Raw genomic sequence first — 12559 nt, 5'->3', positions numbered from 1 at the left:
TTGTTGCATTGCTGCCTCGCTTACGGGCGAGGCTATTTTATTTATGCAACGAGAGGTTTGCCCGTGACAACAATTGTAAGTGTGCGACGCAACGGACAGGTGGTCATTGGCGGTGATGGCCAGGCGACGCTTGGCAATACCGTAATGAAAGGCAACGTCAAAAAAGTGCGTCGTCTCTATAACGATAAGGTCATTGCTGGTTTTGCTGGCGGTACCGCGGACGCCTTCACGCTGTTTGAACTGTTTGAACGCAAGCTGGAAATGCATCAGGGACATCTGGTGAAGGCAGCCGTTGAGCTGGCGAAGGACTGGCGCACCGACCGGATGCTGCGCAAGCTTGAAGCGCTGCTGGCCGTAGCTGATGAAAACGCCTCGCTGATCATTACCGGCAACGGTGACGTTATCCAACCTGAAAACGATCTGATTGCCATTGGTTCCGGTGGTCCTTACGCACAGGCAGCCGCCCGTGCTCTGCTGGAGAATACCGAGCTTGGCGCGCGCGATATCGCGGAAAAAGCGTTGGGTATTGCAGGCGATATCTGCATTTACACCAACAGCAATCTCACCATTGAAGAATTACCGTCTAAAGCGTAAGGATCCTGATTATGTCTGAAATGACTCCGCGCGAGATCGTCAGCGAACTGAACAGATTTATTATCGGCCAGGACGGCGCCAAACGCGCCGTTGCTATTGCTCTGCGTAACCGCTGGCGCCGCATGCAACTTGATGAAGAGCTGCGTACCGAAGTCACGCCAAAAAACATTTTGATGATCGGCCCGACCGGCGTGGGTAAAACTGAAATCGCACGTCGTCTCGCCAAACTGGCGAACGCGCCGTTTATCAAAGTTGAAGCGACCAAGTTTACCGAAGTGGGTTACGTCGGGAAGGAGGTTGATTCCATCATTCGCGATCTGACCGATTCTGCGATAAAAATGGTGCGTTCGCAGGCGATTGAGAAAAATCGCTACCGCGCGGAAGAGACGGCGGAAGAGCGCATCCTTGATGCGCTGATCCCACCGGCTAAAAATAACTGGGGACAGGCTGAAACCAACGCCGAACCGTCCGCCGCACGCCAGTCTTTCCGCAAAAAGCTGCGCGAGGGCGAGCTTGACGACAAAGAAATTGAGATCAATCTGGCGGCCTCGCCGATGGGCGTTGAGATCATGGCGCCGCCGGGCATGGAAGAGATGACCAGCCAGCTTCAGTCCATGTTTCAGAACCTGGGCGGCCAGAAGCAGAAGCCGCGCAAGCTGAAAATCAAAGAGGCCATGAAGCTGCTGATTGAAGAAGAAGCCGCCAAACTGGTCAACCCGGAAGAGCTGAAGCAGGAAGCGATTGACGCGGTTGAACAACACGGCATCGTATTTATCGATGAGATCGATAAAGTGTGTAAACGGGGCGAAAGCTCCGGCCCGGATGTGTCCCGCGAGGGCGTCCAGCGCGATCTGCTGCCGCTGGTGGAAGGTTGTACCGTGTCCACCAAGCACGGCATGGTGAAAACAGATCATATCCTGTTTATCGCGTCCGGCGCGTTTCAGGTCGCCAGCCCGTCCGATCTGATCCCTGAGTTACAGGGCCGTCTGCCGATCCGCGTTGAGCTTCAGGCTCTGACCACGGAAGACTTCGAGCGTATTCTGACCGAACCGAACGCCTCCGTTACCGTGCAGTACAAAGCACTGATGAAGACTGAAGGTGTGGATATTCACTTCACCGATGACGCCATCCAGCGCATTGCCGCCGCCGCCTGGCAGGTCAATGAGACGGCTGAAAACATCGGCGCGCGTCGTCTGCATACCGTGCTGGAGCGTCTGATGGAAGAGATCTCCTATGACGCAAGCGATCGCAACGGCCAGTCAATTACCATTGATGCGGACTACGTCAGCCAGCATCTGGATGAGCTGGTGGCAGATGAAGATCTCAGCCGCTTTATTCTGTAACACCTGCGGGCTGATAAAAAGGGGAGCGTCGGCTCCCCTTTTCACGTTCAGAGTGGGCGCGAATGGTTATAAATATGCCAAAAGTCGTCAAGAGCATCACCATTCTTGATGCGGATTAATTTTTAACCCATTCGTCGGCGATAGACTGCTGTGACTCTCCTTCGGTTGTCTCCAGCAAAGGCCCTTCACCATGACGGAAAATGTTCAGTTTGTCTCAGCTCACGGCGCTTCACGCGCCTGGCTGGAAAGTCTTCGTCTGCGAACGCTGCCGCTGGCGTGCGCATCGGTCATTACCGGTTCGGCGCTGGCCTGGTGGCAGGGACATTTCGATCCTGCCATTGCCGGCCTTGCTCTTCTGACCACCGCACTGCTGCAAATCCTGTCCAACCTGGCGAACGACTATGGCGATGCCGTTAAAGGCAGCGACACGCCTGATCGTATTGGCCCGCTGCGCGGCATGCAAAAAGGACTCATCGGCGAGCGGCAGATGCGACGCGCGCTGATTTTAACCGTTCTGCTGACCATTGGCGCAGGCGTGACGCTGGTGGCGACGTCCTGCCAGTCGCTGCATGACATGCTGGGATTTATTGCGCTCGGCGCGCTGGCGATTGTTGCTGCTATTGCCTATACGGTCGGCAAAAAACCGTATGGCTATCTGGGACTGGGCGATCTTTCCGTGCTGATTTTCTTTGGCTGGCTGGGCGTACTGGGCAGCTACTACCTTCAGGTGCACAACATTGACGGCGTGCTGTTTCTGCCCGCCACCGCCTGCGGCCTGCTTGCCGTTGCGGTGCTGAACGTTAACAACATGCGCGACATCGACAGCGACCGTAACCAGGGAAAATTTACGCTGGCGGTACGGCTGGGGCCAGTCAACGCACGGCGCTATCATGCATTGCTGCTGGCAGGTTCGTTGTTATGCTTCATCCTGTTTACGCTGCTAACCACGCAGGCGGGCGCCGGGTGGCTTTATCTGATTGCCGCTCCTCTTCTTTTCCGTCAGGCGCGTTTTGTTATGCAGCAACGCACCGCGCTGGCAATGCGGCCGATGCTGGAAAAAACCGTAAAGACCGCGCTGCTGGTCAACGTGCTGTTTTCATTCGGCCTGCTGCTCAATTAGTTGTGATGTGCTTGACCCATCGCAACTTTAACCCATTGATGATTTTGCCAATCTCCCGGGTAAAGCGATATACTTACCTTCCCTGTGGCAAACAGATGAAACCCTTATGAAATATGACACTTCTGAGCTCTGCGACATCTATCATGAAGATGTGAACGTCGTTGAACCGCTTTTCTCCAACTTCGGCGGACGCACCTCGTTTGGCGGACAAATCGTGACGGTTAAATGTTTCGAAGACAACGGGCTACTCTTTGATTTGCTGGAGGAAAACGGCCGTGGTCGCGTCCTGCTGGTTGACGGCGGCGGCTCGGTGCGACGTGCGCTGGTGGATGCCGCTCTGGCGCGTCTGGCACTGCAAAACGAGTGGGAAGGAATAGTGGTTTACGGCTCTGTACGCCAGGTGGATGACCTGGAAGAGTTGGATATTGGTATTCAGGCTATCGCGGCCATTCCGGTTGGCGCGGCTGGAGAAGGCATTGGTGAAAGCGACGTGCGAGTGAATTTCGGCGGCGTGACCTTCTTCTCCGGCGATCATCTCTATGCTGACAACACCGGCATTATCCTTTCTGAAGATCCCCTCGATATCGAATAACAAAAAGGGTGCTTAACGCACCCTTCATAAAGCGGCCAAATTCACACTTCTTCCATTTTACCTAACAGCGCGCGTAAACGCTCCTGCCATACGTGCTGCTCTTCTTTCAGCTGCTGATTTTCACGCACCAGCGATTCGCTGTTACCTGAAGCCTCATGAATCTGGTGATTCAGATTGTTGTTCTGCTCTTTCAGCTCTTCAATTTCCATCTGCAACAGGGTGATGGTATCAATCGCCTGCTGTACTTTCGCTTCCAGTTTTTCAAACACTTCAAATGACATGGTAAATGACCTCTCCTAAACGCAAGGCGTTGATGCTGCCAGCCGCAGTAGTGCAGATAACAACGATGTTCCGATTGTAAGTAGACGCGACCATCAAGTCCAGCAGCGAAGCCGCCTGCGGCGTAGTCTGTAACAATTTTCATCCTCCTCCTGGATTCTTTAACATTATCCACGGCAGAAGTAAGGCTATAGTTAACAAATTGCGAAATTCTACGCAGTTCATCGCGCGGAAACGCGGTTTAATGAAAGCCAAAACACGCGAAAACGCTCATTTTTATGACGCAGAGCACAACTTTTAATTTCGCTATTTCTCGTTTATGCTCGTTAACGATAAATTTACATCAGTCCTACATTAGATTAGGGCAACACAGTCATCGACAATAAAAAGTGCCGTATAACATTTAACCTCGCCTTCAGGAAACGCCATTATGAGTCATTCAACAAGCACACTAAAAGGGCAATGTATCGCCGAGTTTCTCGGCGTCGCCACCATCATCTTCTTTGGTGCTGGCTGCGTGGCGGCCGCCAAAGTGGCCGGTGCGGTGCTGGGATTATGGGAAATCAGCATCATCTGGGGTATCGCCGTTGCCATGGCGATCTACCTGAGCGCCGCCGTCTCCGGTGCGCATCTTAACCCGGCAGTGACAATCGCGCTGACTTTGTTCGCCAATTTTGAGCGCCGCAAAGTTGTGCCTTATATCATCGCCCAGATCGCGGGGGCCTTCTGCTCCGCCGCGCTGGTTTATGGCCTCTACTACAACCTGTTCTACGATTATGAGCAGACGCATCAAATGGTACGCGGCAGCGTCGCCAGCCTTGAACTTGCCGGTATCTTCTCAACCTATCCGAACCCACATATCAGCGTCGGTCAGGCATTCCTCGTTGAAGCGGTGATCACCGCCGTGATGATGGGACTGATCATGGCGCTGACCGACGACGGCAACGGCCTGCCGCGCGGCCCGATGGCTCCGCTGCTGATCGGCCTGCTGATTGCGGTGATTGGCGGTGCAATGGGCCCGCTGACCGGCTTTGCTCTCAACCCGGCACGTGATTTCGGACCTAAGCTATTTGCGTGGCTGGCAGGCTGGGGTAACGTTGCTTTTACCGGTGGACGCGATATTCCTTACTTCCTCGTGCCCATTTTTGGCCCGATTGTAGGCGCTATTGTCGGTGCCGTTGGTTACCGTTCTCTGATCGCGCGCAATCTGCCGGGTAAGGTAGTGGTAGCAGAAGAAAAGAAGACGATAACGCGTGCTGAACAGCGTAAAGCGTAAACCTTTTGACCATCAGGAACTGACTATGAACACAGAAAAAAAATACATTGTCGCGCTCGATCAGGGCACAACCAGCTCCCGCGCGGTAATTCTCGACCACGATTCCAACATTGTGGCCGTTTCGCAGCGCGAATTTCAGCAAATCTATCCTAAGCCCGGCTGGGTTGAGCATGACCCGATGGATATCTGGGCTTCGCAGAGCTCCACGCTGGTGGAAGTGTTGGCCCATGCGGACATCCGCTCCGATGAGATCGCCGCGATTGGTATTACTAACCAGCGCGAAACGGCCATCGTTTGGGATAAAGAGACCGGAAAACCGATTTATAACGCCATCGTCTGGCAGGATCCGCGCACCGCTGATTACTGCGCCAAACTGAAAAAAGAGGGGCTGGAAGAGTATATCCAGCATACCACCGGTCTGGTCATCAACCCTTACTTCTCCGGTACCAAGGTGAAGTGGATCCTTGACCACGTTGAAGGTTCGCGCGAACGCGCAAAACGCGGCGAGCTGCTGTTCGGTAACGTCGACTCTTGGCTGGTATGGAAAATGACGCAGGGACGGGTGCATATCACCGATTACACCAACGCCTCGCGCACCATGATGTTTAACATTCACAAACTGGAATGGGATCAGCGCATGCTGGATATCCTGGATATTCCGCGTGAAATGTTGCCAGAAGTGAAATCGTCATCGGAAGTTTACGGCCAGACCAACATCGGTGGTAAAGGCGGTACGCGTATTCCTATCGCGGGCATTGCAGGTGACCAGCAGGCGGCGCTTTACGGTCAGCTGTGCGTCCAGCCCGGTATGGCGAAAAACACCTACGGCACCGGCTGCTTTATGCTGATGAATACCGGCACCGAAGCGGTGACCTCCACGCATGGTCTGTTGACCACTATCGCCTGCGGTCCGCGTGGCGAAGTGAACTATGCGCTGGAAGGTGCGGTATTTATCGGTGGCGCGGCGATCCAGTGGCTTCGCGACGAAATGAAGCTGATTAGCGATTCAACCGACTCTGAATACTTTGCAATGAAGGTCAAAGACAGCAACGGCGTTTACATGGTGCCAGCGTTCACCGGCCTTGGCGCACCATACTGGGACCCGTATGCACGCGGCGCGCTGTTCGGCCTGACGCGCGGCGCCAACGCCAACCACATCATTCGCGCCACGCTGGAATCCATTGCTTACCAGACGCGTGACGTGCTGGAAGCGATGCAGCACGACGCCAATACGCGCCTGCAATCGCTGCGCGTGGACGGCGGCGCCGTGGCCAACGACTTCCTGATGCAGTTCCAGTCCGACATTCTTGGCGCGCGCGTTGAGCGCCCGGAAGTGCGTGAAGTCACTGCGCTCGGTTCCGCCTATCTGGCCGGCCTGGCCGTTGGCTTCTGGAAGGATCTGGATGAAGTACGTGCAAAAGCCGTGATTGAGCGCGAGTTCCGTCCGGGCATTGAAACCACCGAGCGTAACTATCTCTATAAAGGCTGGCGCAAAGCCGTTGCCCGCGCGCAGGCGTGGGAAGATCAGGACGACTCGTAATCCCTTGTCGCGCCCGCGATCGCCACGATCGCGGGCATTTACCCCTCTTTTCCCCGCTGTGATAAACTCCCCGCCTCACTCTTTCCTGAGGCAAACCATGAAACGAGAACTTGCCATTGAATTTTCACGCGTAACGGAAGCCGCTGCACTGGCCGGCTATAAATGGCTGGGGCGCGGAGACAAAAACGCCGCCGACGGCGCGGCCGTCCACGCCATGCGCATTATGCTGAATAAGGTGAATATTGACGGCGAAATCGTGATTGGCGAAGGCGAAATCGACGAGGCGCCGATGCTCTATATCGGCGAGAAAGTCGGCAGCGGCGAAGGCGATGCGGTGGATATCGCGGTTGATCCGATTGAGGGCACGCGCATGACGGCAATGGGCCAGGCAAACGCGCTGGCGGTGCTGGCCGTAGGCGAAAAAGGTGCCTTTCTCAACGCGCCCGATATGTATATGGAGAAACTGATCGTCGGCCCCGGCGCAAAAGGAGCGATCGACCTTGCGCTGCCGCTGGAGGAGAACCTACGCAACGTTGCGCGTGCGCTGAATAAACCGCTCAGCGAGCTGACCGTTACCCTGCTTGCCAAACCGCGACACGATGCGGTGATTGCCGCGATGCAGGCCCTGGGCGTGCGCATTTTCGCTTTCCCGGACGGCGACGTTGCCGCCTCCATTCTTACCTGCATGCCGGACAGCGAAGTCGACGTGCTGTATGGCATTGGCGGCGCGCCGGAAGGGGTGATTTCCGCGGCGGCGATCCGCGCGTTGGATGGTGATATGCACGGCCGCCTGCTACCGCGTCATCAGGTGAAAGGCGACACCCCGGACAACCGCAGACTGGGCGAAGAAGAGCTGAAACGCTGCCGCGCGATGGGCATCGACACCGACAACGTACTGCGGCTGGACGACATGGCGCGCAACGACAACGTTATTTTTGCCGCCACCGGCATCACCAGCGGCGATTTATTGAAAGGCGTGACGCGTCAGGGAAATCTGGCCACCAGCGAAACGCTGCTGATCCGTGGCAAATCGCGCACCATCCGCCGCATTCAGTCAGTTCACTATCTGGATCGCAAAGACGCCGCGCTGCACCCTTACCTGCTGTAAGTTTGCCGATCTGAGCTTTCGAACCCGGCCTGCACTGGAAAACGGGCGTTATTGCAGCGAAAATAGTGAAAAACCAGGCTACACCGTTTAAGGAGTTGTTTATGGCCGAATGGGTCAACGCCAGGATAGAAAAGGTGACCGACTGGACGGACAGCCTGTTCAGCATCACCATGACCGCACCCGTCGATCCTTTCATCGCCGGTCAGTTCGCCAAACTGGCGCTGGAAATTGACGGCGAACGCGTTCAACGTGCCTACTCCTACGTAAATGCGCCGGGCGACGAGAAGCTGGAGTTTTATCTGGTTACCGTGCCGGAAGGCAAGCTCAGCCCGCGCCTTCATGCGCTGCAACCCGGCCAGCAGGTGATGATCACTAAGCAGGCGGCGGGTTTTTTCGTGCTTGATGAGATACCCGACTGTAAAACGCTGTGGATGCTGGCAACCGGCACCGCCATCGGCCCTTATCTCTCTATATTGCAGGAAGGCAAAGGGCTGGAGCGTTTTGACAATATCGTCCTGCTTCATGCTGCACGCTACGCGCAGGACTTAAGTTACCTGCCGCTGATGCAGCAGCTTCAGCAACGCTACGGCGCACAGTTGCGTATCCAGACCGTGGTCAGTCGTGAAGAGATTGCCGGATCGTTAACCGGCCGCGTGCCGGCGCTGATCGAGAGCGGCGAACTGGAAGCGGCGGTCGGCCTGAAAATGGACGCCGCAGACAGCCACATCATGCTCTGCGGTAATCCGCAGATGGTGAGAGACACGCAGCAGATGCTGAAAGAAACGCGGGCGATGCGTAAACACCTTAAACGCAAGCCGGGACACATCACCAGCGAACACTACTGGTAGTCGGGCCGCCGTCGATAATTGACGGCGCATGCCGCTTTGCCGAAGCGGTTTTCTCCGCGGGTACCGGGAAACACAACCAGCTCAAGCGTCATGGTTATCAGGATCAGCAGCGGAATAAAGCGCCCCAGCGCAACATGCCATTCGGGTGAGAGCGTATCCCAGTTTCCGGCCAGCAGTATCCACGCCGCGATCAACAGCAGCCCCCACCAGCCTGATTTATTGCGATCGTGCAGCCGTTTAACCACCACCGCGCCGCTGGGCCAGAGCAGGCAGACCACGCACAATGCGGCGGTCTGCCTACTGAGCCAGCCACGATCCGCCAGGGCCAGCAGCAAAATCATCAGCATCAGCCACAGCGCCAGCCAAACCCACAGGTCACGTCGCCCGATTCTGCCTTGCCAGGAAAAACACCACGCTTGTAAGGTCATTTTTTATCCCTCAGGACAGCGTCAGGCTTTGACTTTGCTGGTCATTGTCCGGTCTAATCTTGTGCTGAAAATACGGGTTAAGGCGGACAACATGAAAAAAGCGATCTTCACCGGCATCTTTCTTTGCAGTACGCTGGCGACGGCGTCGCTCAGGGCTGAAGAACCCGCACCGCAGGATCGCGCCGAACACATGCCGACTGCGCCCTACCTGCTGACGGGCGCGCCCACCTTTGATATGACTATCGGCCAGTTTCGCGAAAAGTATAATGCGTTGAACCCTGAATTGCCGATTGCCGAGTATCGCGCCATTGATGGTCGTGGTGACAAAAGCAATTTGACCCGCGCCGCCAGTAAGATCAATGAAAATCTCTACGCGTCTACCGCGCTTGAGCAAGGCACGGGCAAGATCAAGACGTTACAGATTACCTGGCTGCCGGTGCCCGGCCCGGAAGAGAAAGCGGCACGAGACAGCGCGCGCGCCTATATGGCCGCTCTGGAGCGTTTTTTTGAGCCCACGCTCAACGAAGCGCAAAGCCTTAAACGGCTGGACGAACTGCTGAATAACGGCAAAGGCTCGCGCTACTTTGAACAGAAAGAGGGCGCACTGCGCTACGTCATTGCGGATAACGGTGAAAAAGGGCTGACCTTTGCCATCGAGCCGATAAAACTGTCGCTGGCCACCGACTGAGCGGTCGCAAAGAATGACGAAAAGCAAAGCCTTTCACTGCGTAGATCTCTATACTGTCTGACAGACACCGTTGCTGAAGCAGCGTAATTTAACCGTATCACGCGAAGCGTGGAGGATATGATGCGACATCCATTAGTCATGGGAAACTGGAAACTGAACGGCAATAAAGCCCTGGTCAAAGAGCTGATTGCCGGTTTACGAAATGAGCTGAGCACCGTTGACGGTTGCAACGTTGCCATCGCTCCGCCAGTGATGTATCTGGACCAGGCAAAACATGCCGTGTCGGGCAGCAAAATTGCGCTGGGCGCGCAAAACGTTGATGTGAATCTTTCCGGCGCCTTCACCGGCGAAGTTTCCGCCGAGATGCTGAAAGACATCGGCGCGAAATACATCATTATCGGTCACTCAGAACGCCGTACTTATCATAAAGAGAGTGATGAGCTGATTGCGAAAAAATTCGCGGTACTGAAAGACGCGGGTCTGATCCCGGTTCTGTGCATCGGTGAAACCGAAGCGGAAAACGAAGCGGGTAAAACCGAAGAAGTTTGCGCGCGCCAGATCGACGCGGTACTGAACAGCCAGGGCGCCGGGGCGTTCAACGGCGTAATTATTGCTTACGAACCCGTCTGGGCGATCGGCACCGGCAAATCTGCCACGCCTGCGCAGGCTCAGGCCGTTCACAAATTCATTCGCGATCACATAGCGAAGAAAGACGCAGCCGTGGCGGAGCAGGTCATTATTCAGTACGGTGGTTCCGTCAACGACAAAAATGCGGCTGAACTGTTCGCGCAGCCGGACATCGATGGCGCGCTGGTTGGCGGCGCCTCACTGAAGGCCGACGCCTTCGCCGTGATCGTTAAAGCCGCAGCGAAAGCCAAAAACGCCTGATGCACCTCCCTGCTTCGCGCTCGCGAAGCAGGTCTTTTTCCCGCCCTGATTACTTCCAATAGTTTTTAAACTTTAAACATTTTTTTAAAGTATCCGTAACAATGTACACTTTCCCGCCCATTAACTGACTGTTTAATAAACCATTTTAAAACTAAGGGTTTATCAAACCGTTGGTAACAAAAAACGGCTTCAGGCCGGCTTATGAGTTGGAGATATCGCCTCATGCGAAAATTAGCACTACTGCTTACCGCCTGTTTCAGCGCCCTGGGCCTGACGGGCGCGGCTATGGCAAATGAAGAACCAAAAAACGTTGATGTGTTACTGATTGGCGGCGGCGTCATGAGCGCCACGCTGGGTACTTACCTGCACGAGCTGGAGCCTGACTGGCGGATCGGCATGGTCGAGCGGCTTGACGGCGTGGCAGAAGAGAGCTCAAACGGCTGGAACAACGCCGGAACGGGACACTCCGCGCTGGCCGAAATGAACTACACGCCGGAAAAAGAGGACGGCACGGTCGAGATCCAGAAAGCGGTTGAAATTAATGAATCGTTTCAGATTTCCCGCCAGTTCTGGTCGCATCAGGTGCAACAGGGCGTGCTGACCAATCCGCACAGCTTTATTAACAGCGTCCCGCACATGAGCTTTGTGTGGGGCGATGAGAACGTTAAGTTTCTGAAAAAACGCTACGAGGCGCTGCAAAAAAGCACGCTTTTCCGCGGTATGGAGTACTCAGAAGATCCGGCGCAGATCAAAAAGTGGGTGCCGCTGATCATGGAAGGGCGTGATGGCAAAGAGCCGGTGGCTGCGACGCGCATTCCTATCGGTACCGACGTGAACTTCGGCGAAATCACCCGCCAACTGGTGGCTTCACTGCAAAAAAATCCGAACTTTACGTTGCAGACGCACAATGAAGTGCGCGGTTTTCAACGTAACGACGACGGCAGCTGGAACGTGAAGGTGGCCGATCTGAAGAACAACGACAAAGAAACGACCGTGCGTGCCAGATACGTCTTTATCGGCGCGGGCGGCGCGGCGCTGACGCTGTTGCAGGAAACCGGCATTCCGGAAGCCAAAGCCTACGCGGGCTTTCCCGTTGGCGGCGAGTTCCTCGTTACCGACAACCAGGAGGTGGTAAAACGTCACCTGGCGAAAGTGTACGGTAAAGCCTCGGTCGGCGCGCCGCCCATGTCGGTGCCGCATCTGGATACCCGCATGCTGGACGGCAAGCAGGTTCTGCTGTTCGGGCCATTCGCCACGTTTTCCACCAAATACCTGATGCACGGATCGCTATGGGATATGTTCCATTCAACCACCACCTCAAACTTTATGCCGATGGTAGATGTGGGGCTGGATAACTTCGATTTGGTAAAATACCTGATTGGCCAGCTGATGCTGAGCGATGAAGATCGCTATCAGGCGCTGAAAGAGTACTTCCCGAACGCGAAGAAAGATGAATGGCGTCTGGTTAAAGCGGGTCAGCGCGTGCAGATCATCAAAAAAGATGCTGACAAAGGCGGCGTGCTGAAGCTGGGCACCGAAGTCGTTACCTCGCAGGATGGCACCATCTCTGCCCTGTTGGGCGCATCGCCGGGCGCCTCCACCGCCGCGCCCATCATGCTGGATCTGATGAAAAAGGTGTTTAAGGACAAAATCGACACGCCAGCGTGGCAGTCAAAACTGAAAACGATGATCCCCTCTTACGGTCAGAAACTGGACGGCAACACGGCGGCTACCGAGAAAGAGCTGTCTGAAACCAGCCGCATTCTCCAGTTGGACTACACGCCTTTTGCGGCGGCCAACGACGACGGTTCAATACCCGCCGTCGTGAATGAATAACATAACGTAGTGAAAGGGC

At 55.3% G+C, this 12559-nt stretch carries 13 protein-coding genes; 11 read left to right on the top strand and 2 right to left on the bottom strand.

Features of this window, described 5'->3' with window-relative positions; genetic code table 11:
* Positions 1 to 63 precede the first annotated feature (63 nt).
* From hslV to rraA, 4 genes are all read left to right on the top strand, one after another.
* Positions 64 to 594 carry an ATP-dependent protease subunit HslV gene (hslV, locus tag GS12_RS01220; protein ID WP_034918513.1) on the top strand — a complete coding sequence of 177 codons (531 nt, stop codon included), beginning with the start codon at positions 64 to 66 and terminating at the stop codon, positions 592 to 594.
* An 11-nt stretch (positions 595 to 605) separates the two neighbouring features.
* Positions 606 to 1937 carry an HslU--HslV peptidase ATPase subunit gene (hslU, locus tag GS12_RS01215; protein WP_034943225.1) on the top strand — a complete coding sequence of 444 codons (1332 nt, stop codon included), beginning with the start codon at positions 606 to 608 and terminating at the stop codon, positions 1935 to 1937.
* Between the two features lie 190 nt (positions 1938 to 2127).
* Complete coding sequence (locus GS12_RS01210; RefSeq protein ID WP_052118311.1) at positions 2128 to 3057, top strand: 1,4-dihydroxy-2-naphthoate polyprenyltransferase; 930 nt, start codon at positions 2128 to 2130, stop codon at positions 3055 to 3057.
* 106 nt (positions 3058 to 3163) lie between these two features.
* Positions 3164 to 3649 (top strand): ribonuclease E activity regulator RraA, encoded by a 486-nt coding sequence (rraA, locus tag GS12_RS01205; RefSeq protein WP_034918508.1) that lies wholly within the window; start codon positions 3164 to 3166, stop codon positions 3647 to 3649.
* A 41-nt stretch (positions 3650 to 3690) separates the two neighbouring features.
* Here the strand turns inward: rraA and zapB are convergent, their stop codons facing one another.
* Positions 3691 to 3930 (bottom strand): cell division protein ZapB, encoded by a 240-nt coding sequence (gene zapB, locus GS12_RS01200; protein ID WP_034918504.1) that lies wholly within the window; start codon positions 3928 to 3930, stop codon positions 3691 to 3693.
* Between the two features lie 428 nt (positions 3931 to 4358).
* Between zapB and GS12_RS01195 the strand changes: the two genes are divergently transcribed.
* From GS12_RS01195 to fpr, 4 genes are all read left to right on the top strand, one after another.
* Entirely contained in the window at positions 4359 to 5204 is an 846-nt protein-coding gene (locus GS12_RS01195; protein ID WP_034918503.1) for an MIP/aquaporin family protein, read from the top strand.
* Positions 5205 to 5229: 25 nt separating this feature from the next.
* Positions 5230 to 6744, top strand: a complete 1515-nt coding sequence (gene glpK, locus GS12_RS01190) for a glycerol kinase GlpK (RefSeq protein ID WP_034919590.1) — start codon at positions 5230 to 5232, stop codon at positions 6742 to 6744.
* Positions 6745 to 6841: 97 nt separating this feature from the next.
* The gene (glpX, locus tag GS12_RS01185) at positions 6842 to 7852 is read left to right on the top strand and encodes a class II fructose-bisphosphatase (protein WP_034943223.1); all 1011 of its coding nucleotides are present in this window, start codon (positions 6842 to 6844) and stop codon (positions 7850 to 7852) included.
* 101 nt (positions 7853 to 7953) lie between these two features.
* Positions 7954 to 8700, top strand: coding sequence for a ferredoxin--NADP(+) reductase (gene fpr / locus GS12_RS01180; protein ID WP_034943221.1), 747 nt, complete (start codon positions 7954 to 7956; stop codon positions 8698 to 8700).
* Here the strand turns inward: fpr and GS12_RS01175 are convergent.
* Positions 8691 to 9128 carry a DUF805 domain-containing protein gene (locus GS12_RS01175; RefSeq protein ID WP_034943219.1) on the bottom strand — a complete coding sequence of 146 codons (438 nt, stop codon included), beginning with the start codon at positions 9126 to 9128 and terminating at the stop codon, positions 8691 to 8693. The two genes, fpr and GS12_RS01175, sit on opposite strands and share 10 nt — an antisense overlap.
* Positions 9129 to 9219: 91 nt before the next feature.
* On the opposite strand from GS12_RS01175, the gene GS12_RS01170 reads away from it, so the two are divergent.
* From GS12_RS01170 to mqo, 3 genes are all read left to right on the top strand, one after another.
* Positions 9220 to 9816, top strand: coding sequence for a DUF1454 family protein (locus GS12_RS01170; protein ID WP_034918494.1), 597 nt, complete (start codon positions 9220 to 9222; stop codon positions 9814 to 9816).
* Between the two features lie 120 nt (positions 9817 to 9936).
* Positions 9937 to 10704 carry a triose-phosphate isomerase gene (tpiA, locus tag GS12_RS01165; protein WP_034918492.1) on the top strand — a complete coding sequence of 256 codons (768 nt, stop codon included), beginning with the start codon at positions 9937 to 9939 and terminating at the stop codon, positions 10702 to 10704.
* Positions 10705 to 10926: 222 nt separating this feature from the next.
* Positions 10927 to 12540 (top strand): malate dehydrogenase (quinone), encoded by a 1614-nt coding sequence (gene mqo, locus GS12_RS01160; RefSeq protein ID WP_034918490.1) that lies wholly within the window; start codon positions 10927 to 10929, stop codon positions 12538 to 12540.
* Positions 12541 to 12559: the final 19 nt, after the last annotated feature.

This window comes from Erwinia oleae (assembly GCF_000770305.1).
GTDB classification, from domain to species: Bacteria; Pseudomonadota; Gammaproteobacteria; order Enterobacterales; family Enterobacteriaceae; genus Erwinia; species Erwinia oleae.
This window is presented reverse-complemented; position numbering and strand designations above follow the sequence as displayed.